This is a genomic window from Swaminathania salitolerans (assembly GCF_007988945.1).
In the GTDB taxonomy this organism is placed as follows: Bacteria; Pseudomonadota; Alphaproteobacteria; order Acetobacterales; family Acetobacteraceae; genus Swaminathania; species Swaminathania salitolerans.
The window spans coordinates 492,269-510,540 of sequence record NZ_BJVC01000002.1; the positions used below are offsets into that span (position 1 = coordinate 492,269).

Annotated in this window: 17 protein-coding genes and 2 tRNA genes; 7 read left to right on the top strand and 12 right to left on the bottom strand. The window is 63.4% G+C overall.

Annotated features, from left to right (window positions below; translation table 11 throughout):
* The first annotated feature begins 18 nt into the window (after positions 1 to 18).
* Positions 19 to 537, top strand: coding sequence for a Holliday junction resolvase RuvX (gene ruvX / locus SSA02_RS06185; protein ID WP_147093159.1), 519 nt, complete (start codon positions 19 to 21; stop codon positions 535 to 537).
* Positions 538 to 615: 78 nt separating this feature from the next.
* Here ruvX and SSA02_RS06190 read toward each other — a convergent pair whose 3' ends face one another.
* Together SSA02_RS06190 and SSA02_RS06195 are read right to left on the bottom strand one after the other, a co-directional pair.
* Positions 616 to 2,154, bottom strand: a complete 1,539-nt coding sequence (locus SSA02_RS06190; RefSeq protein WP_147093161.1) for a malate:quinone oxidoreductase — start codon at positions 2,152 to 2,154, stop codon at positions 616 to 618.
* Positions 2,155 to 2,292: 138 nt separating this feature from the next.
* A complete protein-coding gene (locus SSA02_RS06195) occupies positions 2,293 to 3,195 on the bottom strand; it encodes an N-formylglutamate amidohydrolase (protein ID WP_147093164.1) in 903 nt (300 codons plus the stop codon).
* Positions 3,196 to 3,280: 85 nt separating this feature from the next.
* Between SSA02_RS06195 and SSA02_RS06200 the strand changes: the two genes are divergently transcribed.
* Together SSA02_RS06200 and SSA02_RS06205 are read left to right on the top strand one after the other, a co-directional pair.
* A tRNA-Val gene (locus tag SSA02_RS06200) sits at positions 3,281 to 3,355 on the top strand.
* Between the two features lie 466 nt (positions 3,356 to 3,821).
* Positions 3,822 to 4,754: a bifunctional enoyl-CoA hydratase/phosphate acetyltransferase gene (locus SSA02_RS06205; protein WP_147093166.1), complete on the top strand. Its 933-nt coding sequence runs from the start codon at positions 3,822 to 3,824 to the stop codon at positions 4,752 to 4,754.
* Between the two features lie 182 nt (positions 4,755 to 4,936).
* Here SSA02_RS06205 and SSA02_RS06210 read toward each other — a convergent pair whose 3' ends face one another.
* On the bottom strand, positions 4,937 to 5,230 hold the full coding sequence (locus SSA02_RS06210; protein ID WP_147093168.1) for a hypothetical protein: 294 nt from the start codon (positions 5,228 to 5,230) through the stop codon (positions 4,937 to 4,939).
* A 210-nt stretch (positions 5,231 to 5,440) separates the two neighbouring features.
* A complete protein-coding gene (locus tag SSA02_RS06215) occupies positions 5,441 to 6,649 on the bottom strand; it encodes a mechanosensitive ion channel family protein (protein WP_147093170.1) in 1,209 nt (402 codons plus the stop codon).
* Between the two features lie 187 nt (positions 6,650 to 6,836).
* On the opposite strand from SSA02_RS06215, the gene SSA02_RS06220 reads away from it, so the two are divergent.
* Positions 6,837 to 6,911: transfer RNA gene (locus tag SSA02_RS06220), tRNA-Met, on the top strand.
* Between the two features lie 55 nt (positions 6,912 to 6,966).
* Positions 6,967 to 7,830: a glycosyltransferase family 2 protein gene (locus SSA02_RS06225; protein ID WP_147093172.1), complete on the top strand. Its 864-nt coding sequence runs from the start codon at positions 6,967 to 6,969 to the stop codon at positions 7,828 to 7,830.
* 20 nt (positions 7,831 to 7,850) lie between these two features.
* Here SSA02_RS06225 and SSA02_RS06230 read toward each other — a convergent pair whose 3' ends face one another.
* Together SSA02_RS06230 and prmC are read right to left on the bottom strand one after the other, a co-directional pair.
* Positions 7,851 to 8,264 (bottom strand): DUF4167 domain-containing protein, encoded by a 414-nt coding sequence (locus tag SSA02_RS06230; protein WP_147093174.1) that lies wholly within the window; start codon positions 8,262 to 8,264, stop codon positions 7,851 to 7,853.
* Positions 8,265 to 8,523: 259 nt separating this feature from the next.
* Positions 8,524 to 9,381: a peptide chain release factor N(5)-glutamine methyltransferase gene (gene prmC / locus SSA02_RS06235; RefSeq protein ID WP_186807696.1), complete on the bottom strand. Its 858-nt coding sequence runs from the start codon at positions 9,379 to 9,381 to the stop codon at positions 8,524 to 8,526.
* Between the two features lie 32 nt (positions 9,382 to 9,413).
* On the opposite strand from prmC, the gene SSA02_RS06240 reads away from it, so the two are divergent.
* Positions 9,414 to 9,854: a hypothetical protein gene (locus SSA02_RS06240; protein ID WP_147093176.1), complete on the top strand. Its 441-nt coding sequence runs from the start codon at positions 9,414 to 9,416 to the stop codon at positions 9,852 to 9,854.
* Between the two features lie 89 nt (positions 9,855 to 9,943).
* Here the strand turns inward: SSA02_RS06240 and prfA are convergent, their stop codons facing one another.
* The 6 genes from prfA to SSA02_RS06270 all read right to left on the bottom strand — a co-directional run bounded on the left by prfA (position 9,944) and on the right by SSA02_RS06270 (position 17,334).
* Positions 9,944 to 11,008 carry a peptide chain release factor 1 gene (prfA, locus tag SSA02_RS06245; RefSeq protein ID WP_147093178.1) on the bottom strand — a complete coding sequence of 355 codons (1,065 nt, stop codon included), beginning with the start codon at positions 11,006 to 11,008 and terminating at the stop codon, positions 9,944 to 9,946.
* A 2-nt stretch (positions 11,009 to 11,010) separates the two neighbouring features.
* Positions 11,011 to 12,255 (bottom strand): histidine--tRNA ligase, encoded by a 1,245-nt coding sequence (gene hisS, locus SSA02_RS06250; protein WP_147093180.1) that lies wholly within the window; start codon positions 12,253 to 12,255, stop codon positions 11,011 to 11,013.
* Positions 12,256 to 12,259: 4 nt separating this feature from the next.
* On the bottom strand, positions 12,260 to 13,405 hold the full coding sequence (gene ispG / locus SSA02_RS06255; protein WP_147093397.1) for a flavodoxin-dependent (E)-4-hydroxy-3-methylbut-2-enyl-diphosphate synthase: 1,146 nt from the start codon (positions 13,403 to 13,405) through the stop codon (positions 12,260 to 12,262).
* Positions 13,406 to 13,550: 145 nt separating this feature from the next.
* Complete coding sequence (locus tag SSA02_RS06260) at positions 13,551 to 14,984, bottom strand: helix-turn-helix domain-containing protein (protein ID WP_186807697.1); 1,434 nt, start codon at positions 14,982 to 14,984, stop codon at positions 13,551 to 13,553.
* 26 nt (positions 14,985 to 15,010) lie between these two features.
* A complete protein-coding gene (locus tag SSA02_RS06265) occupies positions 15,011 to 16,084 on the bottom strand; it encodes an NAD(P)H-dependent flavin oxidoreductase (protein ID WP_147093184.1) in 1,074 nt (357 codons plus the stop codon).
* 2 nt (positions 16,085 to 16,086) lie between these two features.
* Positions 16,087 to 17,334 (bottom strand): aspartate kinase, encoded by a 1,248-nt coding sequence (locus tag SSA02_RS06270; protein ID WP_147093186.1) that lies wholly within the window; start codon positions 17,332 to 17,334, stop codon positions 16,087 to 16,089.
* 173 nt (positions 17,335 to 17,507) lie between these two features.
* Here SSA02_RS06270 and ubiG point away from each other — a divergent pair, with 173 nt between their 5' ends.
* Entirely contained in the window at positions 17,508 to 18,242 is a 735-nt protein-coding gene (gene ubiG, locus SSA02_RS06275; RefSeq protein ID WP_147093188.1) for a bifunctional 2-polyprenyl-6-hydroxyphenol methylase/3-demethylubiquinol 3-O-methyltransferase UbiG, read from the top strand.
* Positions 18,243 to 18,272 lie beyond the last annotated feature (30 nt).

The following is an 18,272-nucleotide window of genomic DNA, read 5'->3' on the forward strand; positions in this document are numbered from 1 at the left end:
AGATCATAACGCCTTCCCATGACTCTGTTCAATCCATACGCCCTGAGGGCCGCCCTGCCGCATGGCTCACGCATACTCGGCATCGATCCCGGTCAGAAGACGATCGGCATCGCCCTGAGCGATGTTACGCTCATGCTGGCCTCTCCCTATCGCTCGGTGAAACGCAGGAAATTCGCGGAAACGCTCGATGAGCTCGCGCGGATCGTCAGGAAGGAAGATGTGGGAGGCCTGGTGAGCGGCCTTCCTCTCTCTCTGGACGGGAGCTTCGGCCCGGCAGCACGCGCCGCCCAGGACTGGATGACAGAACTCTCCGCCCGCCTCGCCCTGCCCGCCTGTTGCTGGGACGAGCGGCTCTCCTCAAGCGCCGTGAACCGGTTTCTCATCAGAGAGGCGGATATGACGCGGCGGCGGCGGGCCGAGGTCGTGGACAAGATGGCCGCGGCCTATACGCTCCAGTCTTGGCTCGATGCCACCGCACATGCCGATCAGGACCCAAGTGAAGACCCCGGGGAGGCGGAGGCTCCCCCCCGGATCTGAAACCCGGGCGAAGGACCGGCCGCAAACCTCGCGACGAACATCAGCCCTGCAGGTCTTCGCTCCTTCTGCGAGCCGCGCTCAGATCCCGAGAACCGCACCCGTTTCCTCACGGATCCGTCGGCAGGCTGCCTCGTCATGGCGCAGATCGATATCGTGGCCCGGCACGATCTCGCGCAGACGCGCCTCCCAGGCGGGCAGCCTGTGCGCGAAGTTCTTCTTCACCACCTGCAACGCGACGGAAGCGGCAATCGAGGCGCCGGGCGAGGCGCCGAGCACCGCGGCGAGACTCCCGTCTCCCGCACTGAGAACCTCGGTTCCGAATTTCAGCGTGCCCCTGCCCTGCTCGGTCTTGATGATCTGGACGCGCTGTCCCGCAACGGCCACGCGCCAGTCCTGGGTCCGTGCGGCAGGATAGAAATCGCGCAGGGCGGAAAACCGCGCGGAGGGCTTCTGCAGCACCTGACCGATCAGATACTTCACCAGATCGCGGTTCTCGAACATGACATCGGTCATGGCTTTCACATTATCGCCGGTGATGGAGCGCGGCAGATCGGTCCATCGACCCGATTTGAGGAAGCGCGTCGTGAATCCGGCATAAGGCCCGAAAAGCAGATAGGGACGACCGCCGATTACCCGCGTATCCAGATGGGGCACGGACATGGGAGGCGAACCGACCGCAGCCTTTCCATAGACCTTGGCGTGATGCCTGCTGCAGAGATCGAGATTGTCGGCATGCAGAAAAAGACCGCTGACCGGAAAGCCGGCATAACCATGCGCTTCCGGAAGATCGGCCGTCTTGAGCAGATCGAGCGCCGCGCCACCGGCTCCGACGAAAACGAAGCCCGCGAGGATCTGGCGCCGCTCTCCGGTCGCGACGTTCTCGAGTGTCAGACGCCACCTTCCTTGCGCGCCGCCACCTTGCCTGCCCCCACCTTGCCCGCCCGGGCCTGGGCCCGAGACAGGACCGTCCTCGCGCGTCAATGCGATCACCTTGTGACCATAGGCGATCTCCACGCCGTCCTCACGCCCCAGGCGATCGAACAAGGCACGGGTCAGGGCACCGAAATCCACGTCGGTACCCTGCTCGACCCGTGTCGCCGCAACGACCTCCCCGCCGGTTCGACGACGCATCATCAGAGGAGCCCATTCCGCGATCTGCGCCGGATCCTCGGAATAGGCCATCGTGTCGAAGCAATGATGGCGACTCATGACCGCGTGACGCGCCCGGAGAAAATCGACATTGTCGGCGCCACGAACGAAGCTCATGTGAGGACAGCGCCGGATGAACGTTTCCGGCTGCCCGATCCAGCCGGTCCGGACGAAATGCGCCCAGAGCTGGCGGGAGAGATCGAACTCCGTATTGACGTCCAGCGCCTTGGCAATGTCGACGCTGCCATCCTTGCGCCGCGTCGTGTAATTCAGCTCGCAATAGGCCGCATGCCCGGTGCCTGCATTGTTCCAGGCATTCGAACTCTCCTGCGCACATCCCGGAAGCGTCTCGACGACGGTCATGGACAGACCGGGATCCAGGGAACGCATGAGTGCCGCAAAATTCGCACTCATCACACCGGCACCGATCAGAACGATATCCGTGCGGTCTAGGCGGGACGGAGACATATACAAACTCTTCCAGTCTTCAGACTCAAGGACACCGGAAAACGAGGGCCGATCCGGTCGGGATATCCGGTGCATCTCCCGGCCGCAGCACAGCGGGAGGCGCTCTCATAGCATCAAATGCCCCTCCCTGTCCGCGCCTCAGGCGGAGTTGATCGGCTGCCGGGCGCCTTTGCCTGCAAGGACCGCGCAAGAGAGACGGGAGAGATCGTCGAGCACGGCCCGCAGACGCAGACGCTCCTGCGACAGGCGCGGCAGCGGAACGCAGCGGAACTCGTCCAGATAGAGGCTGCGGCTGATTTCCATCTGGATGACATGCCTCTGCTCGCGCGGACGACCGTAGCGCGCGGTGATATATCCGCCCGCATAGGGATCGTTCATCCCGACGCTGAAGCCCTGCCGTTCCAGGGCCGTTCTCAGCCCGGCGACCAGCGAGGGATCGCAGCTCTTTCCGTGAAGATCGCCGAGCACGATCTCGGGCATGGAGTGATGCGGCAGGCTGGGCATCGAATGAACATCGAGCAGCAGGCAGGCACCGAATCTCTCCCTACAGCGCCCCATCATCGCGGAAAGCGCCCGGTGATAGGGCAGCCAGTAGCCGGAGATCCGCTCATGGATCTCGCTCACCGGGAGCTGATGACGGTAGATTCCCCGTCCGGCACCGGCGACACGGGCAATCATGCCCAGACCGCTCCTCACCTTGGCCGTGCCGGTCAGACTCCCCTCGGGAAGCCGACCGCGGAACATCGCCGGATCGAGCTCGAGCGCGTCGCGATTGACATCGCAGAAGGACCTCGGGAATTCGGCCCGCAAGAAGGGAAGACCGAGCTGCGGCGCATGATCGACGAGGAGATCGACATAGGCATCCTCGCTGCGCCTGAGCTGCATGAGATCGATCCTGGCCTGGGCGAGAAACCGTTCGGGGTAGAGACGGCCCGAGTGAGGCGAGGCAATGACGAGCGGAGCACGAGGCTCGGGAACGTCGAACAGGGTAAACATGCTGGAAAGACAGGGTTCTGGCTCCAGCCGGGCGGCGTGCGTCATTTTTCTTCCGGTCTGGTGATTTTTTTAGAAAACCTATCTTGTCAGCCCCGTCAACGCCCGCTAAAAGGCCGCTCACGGACCGGATGGGCGCATAGCTCAGCGGTAGAGCACTACCTTGACATGGTAGGGGTCACAGGTTCAATCCCTGTTGCGCCCACCATCCGGTCCGTCGAATACCCCCCCCCTGGAAAAGAATATCGCTCCCGCGAGCATGGCTCCGGCATCGTCCTTCCATCGGGTCGTCTTCGCCCCGGCAAGCTGCGCCCCTGTGTTTTTCCGGGAACGTGCTTCCCTTTCCGACGATACGCAGATGATGACCGCATGGCGCTCCGGCAGGAAGACGCGAGAGAGATTCGCGAGAGAATTCCGGGCACGAAAGTACCAGCAGGAAAACCGGCGGCAAAACGGATGGAAGGGACAGGGAACCGGCGCACGATTTCCTGAATAGGGTGCATGGCGGAATGCGCTATAGTCATGCGGTATCATCTTTCGACCGTCTCTGGCGCCTAAAGGGTCGCCAGTGCCCGGTCCCGCCTCGCCCTGCCGGCCTCCGGAGCCGAAGACACGCCCGGAACCGCCTTCATGGGGCGATCGGATCTCACCCCGGATGATGGAGACCCGGTTCAATGACTGCCGATCACGCACCGCTCACGACCCTCATCGACAAGGCCAGCCGCCTCGGTCCGGTCCCCTATGCGGCGATCTGGCCATGCAGCGCCCATGCTCTGGGCGGGGCCATCGAGGCAGCGAAACACGACATCCTGAAGCCGATCCTCGTCGGAGACCGTCAGACGCTCGAGAAGACCGCTGCGGAGTCAGGGCTTTCGCTCGACGGATGCCGGATCGTGGATGCCGCAGATCCTGCCTCCGCCGTTCGCAAGGGAATCGAGCTGATCCATGCAGGCGAAGCCCAGGGCCTGACCAAGGGCAGCCTGCATACGGATACCTTCATGCAGGGTGTGATCGCGCGCGACAGCGGATTGCGCACCTCGCGTCGTATGAGTCATGTCTTCGCGCTGGCCGTCCCGGGCTATCCCGACCTCGTCCTCGCCAGCGATGCGGCCATCAATATCGGTCCCGACCTCATGACCAAGCGCGATATCGTCCAGAACGCGATCGATCTGCATCACGGTCTCGGGCTCGGTACACCGCGCGTCGCCCTTCTCTCCGCCGTCGAGACGATCAACACCAGGATCCAGGGGACTCTCGACGCAGCCAGCCTCTGCAAGATGGCAGATCGTGGTGAAATCACGGGAGGCGTTCTCGATGGACCTCTCGCAATGGATGTGGCGATCAATGAAGGGGCTGCGAGGACGAAAGGCCTCGTCTCCGATGTTGCCGGGCGCGCGCAAATCCTGATCGCTCCGGATCTGGAAGCGGGCAACATACTGGTCAAGACCCTGAGCTTCATGGCCGGCGCCGCCTCGGCGGGGATCGTGCTTGGCGCGAAGGTGCCCGTGCTGCTCACAAGCCGCGCGGACGACGCCCAGGCGCGCCTCGCCTCGGCGGCGATCGGCGCGCTCTATGCGCGCCACCTCCAGTCGGGAAACCGAGCCTGAACCGGGGCGCCTCGCCTCGCGGGCGACCTTCCGGGCAACCTCCGGATGCCTCCGGGCGCCTTCGGGGCGCCTCCGGGGCGAATGCATGCAAAAAAAGGCGCCCGCCTTCCGGTTGCGGGACTCTGCGCCCGAGCGCTCTGCTGCCCTCTTCCCCGAGGGAGGCGTGACGCCTCCTGCAGCGCTTACAGCCGCCCGGCCAGCCAGTCCTCCTGCGCGAGGGAGAAACCATGCCAGGCGGCGGCCCCCATCTCCATACTGTTATGCGGGACGTATTTCGTGACCATCAACCGGGTTTCTTCGGGGGCCAGCTTGGCCAGAACGTCCCGGAGATCGGAGATGATCAAATTCGATCCGATGATCCAGACATTGTCGATCTCGTGGAAGACATCGCCGAAGCCGGAGAGCTTCTCCTCCAGCGCCTCGTAGGAACGTCCTTCCTCCTTCTGATAGGCCACGATGTAAATTGTCATCTTCATGCACTCACTCAAAGAATTTATATAACCAACTGATTATAAACGATTATACGACCGAGCCCCGCCGTATCTGACCCTTTTGTTACCGGAACCTGAAATAATTGCCATATACCGGCCTTTTTTCGCGTATCTCTCTCGCGCGAGGAGACCAATGCATGACCATATTCGAGACTCACTGGCGAAGTTTCCGTCGCTGGACGCACCGTCAGGCCCTCACGGCGTTACGCCTCCTGCAGGCATAGTCGTGCCGGGTCCCATATAGGATCCCGGCGGGGGACGATCTATCGGCGGCGAGACGATCTCGTTGCCGGGCCAGGCATCCTCTCCGGGCCTTGGCGGGACCATGGCGAAGCGGCTCCGCGGGAGCGCCTCGGGGCACTCCTCGCGTATCCGCAGAATGATCCGCTCGCGGATGTCGCAGCGCAGATCCCAGCTCTGAAGCGCGTTACGGGCGCTTGCGATGATCCTGATCTTCAGCGTGTGCGCATCGCAATCGGCGATCTGGCAGTCGAAGACCTTCCCGTCCCATAGAGGACATGTCTTGATGATGTCGTTCAGGAAGCCGCGTATCCGGTCGATCGGCGCCTCGTAATCGACGTAGAGGAAAACGACACCGATGATCGCCGCTGAGTTATGGGTCCAGTTTTCGAAGCGATTTTCCAGAAAATAGGAAATCGGCACGATATGGCGTCTCCAGTCCCAGACGCGCAGAACCACATAGGTCGAGGTGATCTCCTCGACCCAGGCCCAGTCTCCGTTGATGATGATCAGATCCTCCATGCGGATCGGCTGGGTGATGGCGATCTGAACGCCGGCAAGAAGATTGGTGAGCAGCCCACGCGCGGAGAGACCGACGATGAGCGAGGCGGCACCGGCCGATGCGAAGAGAGAGACGCCGTACTGACGCACGGAATCGAACGTCATCAGGGCGCTTGCGACGGTCACGATACCGACGAGGATCTCCGTAAGACGCCTGAGGACCCTGATCTGGGTCTGATGGGTCCGGATCATGATATCGTCGCTGTGATCGCGCGATGTGATCCGTTGCAGATAGGCTTCGGTCATGATCCGGAACGCGACGATGGCAGCATAACCGATCATCAGGATCCCGATGAACAGAAGCAGTTTCTGGAGGATCTGGGTGGTTTCCCAGGTAAAACCGGAAGCCGCCGGAAGAGCGGTGAGAAGCACGGCCAGGACGACCATGACCCTGACCGGCCGACGCATGGCGAGAATGATCTTGCGCAACACGGCATCCTTGCGGTTTCCGAAGATCCGCAGGATGACGGTCGAGACGAGCTTGCTGGCATAGAAGGCCATGAGCGCCAGAAGCACGAGCATGAGCACCGAGACGAGCTGGGCCGGGAGCCAGTCGAAATAGGCGCGCAATGCGAAAAGGGAACTGAGAAACTGCTGCTTCAAATCCGGAATCCAGGGTTTTGGATGGGTGGCGCGTTCCGGCCGGCGAGAGCGGGCCGATCTGGGAATGCCGATAGCGCACCATGACACAGACTGCGACAGCCGCAAAAATGAACGCGCGAAAAAACCTCTCGACCGAGTGTTGACACCTGCCCCGAACCCTTCTAATTCCACGCCCACCGGTCGCGATGGCGGCGTAGCTCAGCGGTAGAGCAGGGGAATCATAATCCCTTGGTCGGCGGTTCAAATCCGTCCGCCGCTACCATCCGACCGGCTTTCCCGAATGGACATCGTTGTCGGCGGAGGATAGTAATTCCTCCATGAAGGCTCCTCTTGCCGCGGTCACGATGGTGTATAACGAGCCGGAATTCCTGCCGGTCTGGCTCGGATATTACGCGCAGATGGTCGGTCGGGATCATTGTTTCGTCATCGATCACGGCACGGATGACGGATCGACCGATACCCTTGCCTGCAACCGCCTGAGAATACCGCGCTCCCCCCAGGATGACGCACGGCGCGCGCGCGCGATAGGGCGCATCTGTGCCGGGCTCCTCGAGTGGTACGAGCATGTCCTTTATTGCGATGTCGACGAGATCGTGGTCGCGGATCCTGTCGTGTTTCCCTCCGTCACGTCACTCGCCAGAGCCCGCAGGGCCAGAGCCGTCACCGCAACGGGATTCGATATCATCCACCGGCCCGATTGCGAGCCACCTCTGGATTTCACGGCGCCGATCGCCCGTCAGCGCGTGGCATTGCGTTTCTCGGCTGCGATGTGCAAGCCCTGCCTCATCGGCGCGCCGGTTCGCTGGTCCCCCGGCTTCCATAGTGTCGAGGCCCTGCCCCCCAGGCCCGACCCTGCGCTCATGCTGTTTCATCTGAGATATGTCGATCGGGATAAGGGACTGGTGCGTCTTGCACGCACCCGAAATCAACCATGGGTCAGCCCGGATGCCGGATCGCATCAGCGTATGGAGAATTCCGCCTGGTCGGCCATGCTTCAGAGCATGGCGGGACTGGCATTCGAACCTGCAAGCCTGCTCGAAGACGATCCGGCAGTCTCGCTCTGGCGCCAGCGTATCGAAGATGAGGGGCGCTCCCGCGCCGAGGACCCCTACCCTCTCGATCTCGGCCTCTCGGGTGACCGGCTATGGCGCCTGCCCGAGCGTTTTCGTCCGGTTTTCTGAACGGCTGGCGCGTCGCAGTCCTACTCGGCCGTTTCGGACGCGTTTTCCTCGCTCTCCTGATCCGGAGAAGCGGGCTCATCTCCCTGACGACGCTCTTCCTGATCCTGATGCTGCGACCGAACGCGCTGCTGGTGCCGCTCCTGACGTTCCATCTGGCTTTGCTGCGCCGCCTGGGTCATCGCATTCAGGATCCGGAAATAATGCTCGGCGTGCTGGAAATAGGCCTCGGCCAGGATACGGTCTCCGGTTCCCGTCGCATCGCGTCCGAGCTGGAGATATTTCTCGAAAAGCTGTTGTGCGGTCCCGCGAACCCGCATGTCGGGGCCATTGCTGTCGAAGACATGGTTACGATTCAGAGGCGTCTGCCCGTTGGAATGACGCGAGCCGCCACCGCTCGGTCGATGATGACGGCTTCTCATACGTTTCATGTTCATGGATCCGCGTAGCACTTTCGTATTCGCAATTCCGCCCCGCACTGCCTCGGGATGATGGGAATTGCAGGGCATGAGTAACCCTGAGTTTCTTTCTGGCAGGCCGGAATCCGGGGCCGGTCTGTCTGTCCGCACGACATGATCGCTTCGACCATGTCGACAAGGCGGTTGAACAGCCCGTCGGTTGATGCACGCATCAGTGACCGCGATGACCCGGTTGCCCGAGAGTAGCAACTCCGATACCGTCTGCCAACGCTTTTCCTCAGATCTTTCGCTCGAAGGCCAGCGCTCTCACGATCCCGCCCAGATCGCGGCGCATCGCGACGCAGACGAACCCCGCGCCCGCCGCCAGCAGGACGAGATCGTCCTCCTGCCCTATTCCGATCTCGAAGACGAGCAGCCCTCCGGCGGCAAGGAAACGCCCCGCCCCGGACAGGATCTCCCGATACGCATCCAGCCCGTCCTCACCAGCGACAAGGGCACGATGGGGCTCGTGATCCCTCACCTCCGGCATGAGGTCGTCCATATCGGCGATCCGGATGTAAGGCGGGTTGCTCAGCACGATGTCGAACCTGCCCTCGAGCGGGGCAAACCAGTTGCCCGCAACGAAGCTGGCGCGGTCATCCAGTTCGTTGAGCCGCGCGTTTTCCCGTGCGAGGGCTGCGGCCTCCGGCGAGAGATCGAGTCCCACTCCGGTCGCGTTCCGGTACTCGCTCAGGGCCGCGAGAAGCAGACATCCCGTGCCGGTGCCCAGATCCAGAAAAGCGAACGGCGCCGAGCGTACCGGGCGCAGCGCCAGAAGGGTATCGATCACCGTCTCGCTGTCACCGCGCGGGATCAGGGTTGCTGCAGAGACGCGAAGCGTCAGGGTCCAGAATTCCGCCTCCCCCTCTATGAGCGCGAGCGGCACGCGCGCGCATCGACGGGCCAGACCGTCCTGCATCCGCGACAGTTCCGGCCCTGTCAGCTCGTCGCGGGTCAGCAGAGACGCCGCATCGCATCCCGTCGCCCAGCGAAGAAGGCGCCGCGCCTCCATGCGTGGCCCCTCGAGCCCCGCCTCTGCGAGACGACGGGTCGCTTCCTGCAGAACTTCCCGCACGCCATACGGATTCCCGCTCACCTTTTCCTCCTTCGAGGGGCTAGTATGAAGATATGAGACAACCGATTCTTCTCCTCCTCGCCCTGATCGCCAGCATACCGCGTATCGCCAGTGCGGGCAGTTTCACCGTAACGGATGACCGGGCGCCCAACGAGGTATCGGAGGTCTCCCGCCTGTATCTCGACGGCAATCTCGCCGCGATATTCAGACTGGACGACAAGACCCCGAGCCTCACCCGAACGATCACGACACCTTCCGGTCGGGTCAATCACAGCTACGCGCTGTGCGGCCAGATCACGATCGTCAATGCGGAAGGTCGCTCGGAAACCCATCGCGTCAGCAGCGAGGGGACGCTCTTCAATCCCGACGGCCATCATCTCGTCGCCCTCGGAGATGACAACTTCACGCAGTTTTTCCTGCGCGATCCGCTCGATCCATCGGTTGCAAAGCGTCTCCCCGGACATTCAGGCATCTGCGCTTCGCCCATAAGCTGAGCCGGGCTGTCTCCGGGGCGAAGCCTGCGAAAAAAGACCCGGAACGAACGCCCGGGCGTGGCGGCCGCGCCTGTCGGGCCGGGGTTTTCTCAGCAGAGCCCTTCCGCAGCGAGAAGCGCAGTCTGCTCCTCCTGGGTCAGCGCATCGACGATCTCGTCGAATTCGCCGAGCATGACGCGATCGATCTTGTGCAAAGTGAGATTGATCCGGTGATCGGTCACCCGACCCTGCGGGAAATTATAGGTCCTGATCCGCTCGGAGCGGTCTCCGGTTCCCACCTGCGATTTGCGGTCTGCGGCACGATGGGCATGCGCCTGGGCACGCTCGCGCTCATAGAGCCGGGCACGCAGGATCTTCATCGCCTTGGCCTTGTTCTTGTGCTGGCTTTTCTCTTCCTGCATCGCCACAACGATTCCGCTGGGCATGTGCGTGATACGCACGGCGCTTTCGGTCTTGTTGACGTGCTGCCCGCCCGCCCCCGAGGCACGATAGACATCGATACGCAGATCGCCCTCATCGATGGCCACGTCCACTTCCTCGGCCTCCGGCAGGACGGCGACCGTCACAGTTGACGTATGAATGCGCCCCTGGCTTTCGGTCGCAGGCACACGCTGGACGCGATGCACGCCCGATTCGTATTTGAGCCGGGCGAAGACGGAACGCCCCGTAATGGTCGCAACCCCTTCTCGCAGGCCGGCGAGATCGCTCTCGTCATATTCCATGACCTCGAATCGCCAGCCATGGAGATCGGCGAAGCGTCGATAGGCGCCGAACAGCTCGGCGGCGAACAGCGCAGCCTCGTCTCCTCCGGCTGCGGGACGGATTTCGAGAATGGCACTGCGCTCGTCGGCCTCGTCGCGCGGCAGCAATGCCAGTCTGACCTGCTGCTGGAGGGTTCCGAGCGTTTCCTCGACCGCGCGCAACTCACCTTCGGCAAGCTCCTGCATCTCGGGATCCTGCAGAAGCGCGCGGATGTCCTCGCGTTCGCGCTCGGCAGCCCGGAAAGCCTGGATGGACGAAACGATCGGCTCGAGCTCCGCAAACTCCCGCGAAGCCCTGACGAATCCGTCTCCCACGAGCTCGCCACTCGACATGAGCGCCTGCAACTCCTCGGAGCGCGCGACGATGCGCTCCAGCCTGTCATCGAGAGCCACGATCAGAGCGCTTTCAGCAGATGACCCGCGACAGCGTCTATCGGCATTTCGCTCTGGGTACGGGTCGTCAGATCGCGTACGGTCACCATGTTGCGCGAAAGCTCGTCCTCGCCGATCAGCACCATATGGGACGCACCGGATTTCACCACCCGTTCCATACGTTTCTTGAGGCTGCTGCGGGTCTCGAGGGATGCGGCCAGCCCGGCATGACGAAGGGCCTGGACAGTGGCGATCGCGGCGGGAAGGCCCGGCTCGCCCGTCGGCAGCACTGCGACCGGCGCCACCTTCTCCGGAGCGTTTTCGAGCAGCAGGGCCAGACGCTCGATTCCGCCCGCCCATCCGATGGCGGGTGTCGATGGCCCACCCATCTGCGCGACCAGCCCCTCATAACGTCCACCCGCCAGAACGGTGCTCTGGGCACCGAGACGATCCGTGACGAACTCGAAAGCCGTATGGCTGTAATAATCCAGCCCGCGGACGATATGGGGATTTTCGACGAAAGCGACGTCGAAACGCTCGAGATGACGACGCAGCGAGTCCCAGAATTCCGCCGAAGCGGCATTCAGATAGGACGAGAATTGCGGCGCATCGGCAAGAAGGGCACGATCCTGCGGTGCCTTGCTGTCGAGAATGCGAAGCGGATTGGCATCGAGACGCAGGCGGCTTTCTTCCGACAAAGCCGCTTCATGCGCTCGGAAATAGGCGATCAGCGCCTCGCGCCAGGCCTGACGGCTCTCGACATCGCCAAGCGTGTTCAGCTCCAGGGTCACGCATCCGCCAAGGCCAAGGGCCACGAGAATATCGCGGGCCATCGCGATGGTTTCGGCATCCATGAGCGGATCGGTCGCACCGAGCAGCTCGGCTCCGATCTGGTGGAACTGCCGGAAACGCCCCTTCTGCGGCCGCTCGTAGCGGAACATCGGCCCCTGATAGAAAACGCGCTGCGGCAGGGCCTGGGTCAGACCGTTGGTCACGAAGGCACGGCAGATCGCCGCCGTGCCTTCTGGCCGCAGGGTCAGACTGTCTCCGCCCCGGTCCTCGAAGGTGTACATCTCCTTGGTCACGACATCGGAGGTATCGCCCAGCGTGCGCGAGAACACCCGCGTATCCTCGAAGATCGGTGTCGCCCATTCCTCGTAGCCGTAGCGCCGTGCGATCTCGCGCGCCGTATCGACAACATGGGCGTGGCGGCGTGCCGTCTCGCCGATCAGATCATGCGTTCCCCGGACCGGTTGCAGCTGGCTCATCCGTTCAGACGCCTGCCGCCGCCAGAGCCGTCTCTGCTTCCTGTGCCTTGGCCGCCTCGATCTTCTCCACCTGCTTTTCCACCAGCTCGACGATGTGCTCGATCATGTCCTGACCTTCATTGAGCCGATGATCCTGCTTTCCAGCCGAATAGACCATATGACGTCCCGCACCACCGCCCGTGACGCCGAGATCCGTCATGAGCGCCTCTCCGGGGCCGTTGACCACGCAACCGATGATCGAAAGCGTCAGCGGGGTCTTGATGTGCTGAAGGCGATCCTCGAGCGTCTGGACCGTCTCGACCACATTGAAGCCCTGACGCGCGCAGGACGGGCAGGAGATGATCTTGACCCCGCGATGGCGAAGACCGAGGGATTTGAGGATATCCCAGCCCACGAGCACTTCTTCTTCCGGGGGGGCCGAAAGCGACACGCGCATGGTGTCGCCCACCCCCGCCCAGAGGAGATTGCCGAGACCGATCGACGACTTCACCGTTCCGGCCCGCTTGGACCCGGCTTCGGTGATCCCGATGTGGAGAGGGTGATCGCAGACTTCGGCGAGCTGCTGATAGGCGGCCACCGCCATGAAGACATCCGATGCCTTCACGCTGATCTTGAATTCGTGGAAATCGTGATCCTGCAGGATTTTCGCGTGTTCCAGGGCGCTTTCCACGAGCGCATCGGGATTGGGCTCCCCGTATTTCTCGAGCAGATGCTTTTCCAGCGAGCCGGCATTGACGCCGATACGGATGGAACAGCCGTGATCGCGCGCCGCATTGACCACTTCCCGAACGCGCTCGGCGCTGCCGATATTGCCGGGATTGATCCGCAGACAGGCCGCTCCGGCCTTCGCCGCCTCGATGGCGCGCTTGTAATGGAAATGGATGTCGGCCACGAGCGGTACGTTCACCTCGCGAACGATCTCCGCCAGCGCCGCCGTGCTCTCCTCGTCAGGGCAGGACACACGCACGATATCGACCCCCGCGATTTCCGCGAGACGGATCTGCTCGATCGTGGCCTTCGCGTCGGAGGTCAGCGTATTGGTCATGGTCTGCACCGAGATCGGCGCATCGCCGCCGACCGCCACCTTGCCAACATGGATCTGACGGGACTTGCGACGTTCGATGTACTGGTAGGGGCGATATCCGCTCATAATCTCGTCTCCAAAACGGACGACATGGCGTTGCGCCATATGTCCGGGCGTGGCCTGGGGCGCATCCCGTCCGGCCACGCTGTCATGTATCATGCTGGCCCGGTCGCACCCTGCCCTCGGGCAGGATACGGCCGGGATGCTCTCTCTAGCGCGGTTGCGCCGTTCGTTCCAGTTGACGGGCGTTCAGGCGGTCTGTTTCCGACTCTCCCGACGACGTCCCTGCTTTCGGGGCAGGCACCGGTCTTTTCAAGGGGGGCTGCGGCACTGCAACCGCGGACTGTGTCTCCGAAGTCGCGTCATCCCGGGCAACATTCCCGCCCGGACCGGCCCCGCCCTGCTCGGCTGAATCGCCCGCAGGCCGCACGGCCTCCTGACCGAGGCGCCCTTCGCGAACCGCCTCCGGCGTGACCACGAGATTACGCCTCACCGCGCCATTGCGGCCGAGCGCTCCGGTCGTCACGTCTCCTGCGCTCAGGGTCAGGCCTCCGGCATTGCCGAGGGTCATGCGATAGGGTGCATCCGCGGCCTCTCCCGTCCAGCTCTCTCCGGCCTTCAGCACGCGGCTGAAAACCGTTGCGCCCGTTTTGTCGCGAATCTGCACCCAGGCATCGGCCTGGGCATGAAGGCGCACGGCATCGGGTGAGACCGCAGCAGCGGCGCTGTCCAGCGCGGTATTGTCCGATCCCGAACCACCCGGGCCCATGCCGTCTGGCTTCGTGCCGGGTGCGCTCGACGGGTCCTGCTTCATGCTCTCCTGCACGGGCGCGGTGCCTGCCCCCGGCTGGCCTGCCTGCCCCGCTCCTGCATCCGTCCCGGCACCGGTCCCGGGCGCGTTCCCGAGTGGGTTGTCTCCGGGTGAACTATTTCCGGCTGGATTGTCTCCGGCAGCCCCCTCTGCAGGAGACGCTCCACCGGTGCCGGACCCAGCCTGCGACGCGGCGGAGGAACCGGTCAGGGACGGCGCGTCCGGCAGACCGTCATCCCCCGGAGATGATCCGGACCCGACAGGCGCCTGAGCGTTGGGAGCGTTGGGCGCGGCCCGGGATGGCGTCTCGGGCGAGGGCGCACCGCCCCTGTCGGGCATGACAGCCGCGATCTGGGGCGAAGGAGTCCCGTGCTGCGTGACACCGGGCATGATCTCGGCCACTGGCGGCATGCGTCGGGTCGGAGCAGGATCGGCTCCGAAGAAATGATAATAGCCGATATAGGTGCCCACCAGCACCGCAAGCCCTGCACCGACCCAGAGTCCGACGGGTACGCCGCGCTCCGAAACCGGCTCGGGAAAGCTGAGTTCGGGCTTGCGATCGAAGACACCCCGGGTCTCGTGCCGGAAACGGGCAACCGCCTCATCCGGATCCAGACCGAGCGCCTGCGCGTAGGTGCGCAGGAAGCCCAGCGCGTAGGCACTTCCCGGAAACACCGACGGATTGCCGTCCTCGAGCGCCTGGAGATAGGATTCGCGGATGCGAAGCCACTCGGCAACGGCCTTCAGGGACCAGCCTTGCGCCTCGCGCCGGGCACGCAGCTGCGCGCCCAGTCCTGAGGCAGGATCGCCTTCGTTCCCCTGCCATCCCGGCATTCGGTCTGAACTCTTCTGTGGCATGATTACCCGGCCGTGATCTCGCGGTCCGCAGGATGCCCGGTCCGGGCCTCTCTTGCAACCAGCGCATCGACGGCCTGCTCGACCAGATCATGCAGGATTTCCGCGACGGGCCGGACGGCCTTGACCATGCCGACGGACTGCCCGGCCATGACCGAACCTTCCTCGACATCGCCTTCGATAACGGCGCGGCGCAATGCCCCCGCCCAGAAATGCTCGATCTCGAGCTGGGCATCCTCCCGGCTGACCTCGCCATTCTGGAAACGCTGCAGCGTCTCGGCCTGATGCGCCATGAACCGCCGCGTACCCCTGTTGCTCAGACCGCGCACGGGAATGACCGGAAAACGCTCATCGAGCTGGGACGAGGTAACGGCGTCACGCGCATTGGCACGAACGAACGCCTTCTTGAAGGCCTCATGAGCGATACTCTCGGTGCTTGCCGCGAAAAGCGTGCCGAGCTGGGCCCCGGCCGCCCCCTGCTCGAGATAGCCGAGCACGGCATCGCCGCGTGCGAGCCCGCCAGCGACAAAGACCGGCACGTCATGAATATGAGGCAGGATCTCCTGAGCCAGGACATTGAGCGATACGGGTCCGACATGCCCGCCCGCTTCGGATCCCTCGATCACGAGAGCCTCGATACCCAGCTTGACGAGGCGTTTTCCCAGAGCGAGCGCGGGCGCAAAGCCGATCGCTCTCGCGCCACCGTCGCGCACGCGCTTGATCGTGGCACCGCTCGGCACGCCACCGGCCAGTACGACATGGCCGACCTTGTGGGCGACGCATACATCCACCAGCCGGTCCAGCTCGGGATGCATCGTGATGAGATTGACGCCGAAATTCCTGTCCGTCAGCCCCTGGGTCGCGACGATCTCCTCCTCGAGACGCTCGGGCGTCATGGCGCCGCAGGCGATCACACCGAACCCGCCCGCATTGGAGATGGCCGATACGAGATGGCGCTCGCTCACCCAGGACATCGCTCCGGCCAGAATGGCCGTCTCGGTACCGAGAAAACGACAGCCCGGCGCCCAGAGACGGTCGAGGGTTGCCCGTGCAGCGAGACGCGGATCCTGCCCTGTCATGATCATTCCCCGTCCAGGCCGTAAGCTGTGTGAAGAGCGCGCATGGCGAGCTCCATATAAGCGGCATCGATCAGCACGGAGATCTTGATCTCGCTCGTCGAGATCACCTGAACATTGATCCCGCGTTCGGCGAGGGTTTCGAACATCGTGCTTGCCATGCCGGAATGAGAACGCATGCCGATCCCCACGACACTGATCTTCACGACGTCGTTGGCCGTATGGATCTCGCCGTACTGGATATCGCCGCGCGCGGCCTCCAGGGCGGCGAGCGCACGCGCCTGGTCGTTCTTGGGAACCGTGAAGGTCATGTTGGTCGAACCGTCGGAGCCGACGCTCTGGACGATCATGTCGACATTGACGCGCGCCTTCGTGAGCGGGCTGAAGATCGCAGCGGCGATGCCGGGACGATCCGGAATACGGCTTACAGAGATCTTTGCCTCGTCCAGGGAGTAGGCGATCCCCGTAACCAGTTCCTTTTCCATCGTTTCGTCCTCGTCAACAACCAGCGATCCCGAAAGCTCCGTCTCGGGTTCAAAACTCGATAGCACGCGCACGCGTACCTTTTCCTTCATCGCGAGACCGACGCTGCGGGTCTGGAGCACCTTCGCACCGACCGAAGCCAGCTCGAGCATCTCCTCGAAGGTGATCCGGTCCAGCTTGCGGGCCTTTTTCACGATGCGCGGATCGGTCGTGTATATCCCGTCCACATCGGTATAGATATCGCAACGATCGGCGCGGATCGCCGCAGCGATCGCCACGGCCGACGTATCCGATCCGCCACGGCCCAGCGTGCTGATCCGGTCCTCGGGCGCAACGCCCTGGAAACCGGCGATGACCGGTACCTCGCCCTGCTCCATGCAGGCGATCAGGGCAGCGCCTTCCACATCGCCTATACGGGCCTTTCCATGGGCATCATCGGTGTGAAACGGGATCTGCCATCCCTGCCAGGATCGGGCCGGAATACCCAGAGCCTGCAGCGCGATCGCGGTCAGACCGCTCGTGACCTGTTCGCCGCTCGCCACGACCGCATCGTATTCCCGGGCATCGGCCATGGGATCGAGCGCCTGAACGAAACCGACCATCTGGTTCGTGACGCCAGCCATGGCAGAAACGACCACCGCAACCTGATGACCTTTCTCGCGTTCCTTGCGCACCCGCTCCGCCACGGCGCGAATGCGGTCGAGATCCGCGACTGAGGTTCCGCCGAATTTCATGACGATCCGGCATGGGCACTGGTCTGATGACGTCATTTGTGTGCACCTGGCTCCGTACGTAACAGGAAGCGGTCTATCACAGAGTGCCGAAATCGGATTTTCCAGCCTGCGATGTTGCGCAAGGAAAGGCCGGTCACATACTAAGTCCGGGCCGCGCCGTCCAGATACCCCGGCGCCTCCCGCCTGATTCCTCTTCTCCCGGAGTTTCCATGCCAGATCGCGACGCCTCCTCCGTTTCCGACCGCGAAATCGCCCATTTCGATCAGCTTGCGGCCACCTGGTGGGATCCGAAGGGCTCCATGCGCCCACTGCACGAGATGAATCCGATGCGTACGGAATGGGTCGATCGGCATCTCCAGCGTCTCCAGTCGCTGCGCGGAGGACGGATCGAGCTGCTCGATGTCGGGTGCGGTGCCGGGCTCGCAAGCGAGGCCTTTGCCCGGATGGGTCACGACGTTCTGGGCCTCGACGCCTCCGGCGAGGGCATCAGGGCGGCAGAGGCGCATCTTGCAGCGCATCCCCTGCCCGAGGGCTCGGGCCATCTCGCCTATCTGCATGGCAATGCGGAGTCCCTCGCACGGGAGGGGCGCAGCTTCGATGCCATCTCGGCGCTCGAGGTCATCGAACATGTCAACGATCCCCAGGCTTTCCTGGCCCTGCTGCACAGCCTGACGAAACCCGGCGGCCTCGTCGCGATCTCGACCCTCAATCGCACGCTGCGTTCACTGGCGGTCGCCAAGATCGGCGCCGAATATATTGCGCGCCTCCTGCCGGTAGGAACGCATGACTGGCAGAAATTCATCCGGCCGGACGAACTCCACCGCATGGCGCGCAATGCCGGTCTGAGAATGATCGACGTTGCAGGCATGAGCTACCGCCCGATGCACTGGCGGATCACGCGCGACACCAGCATCAACTATATCGCCATGTTCGTGCGCGACTGAAGCCAAAGGCGCCGGACCGACAGGATCGGA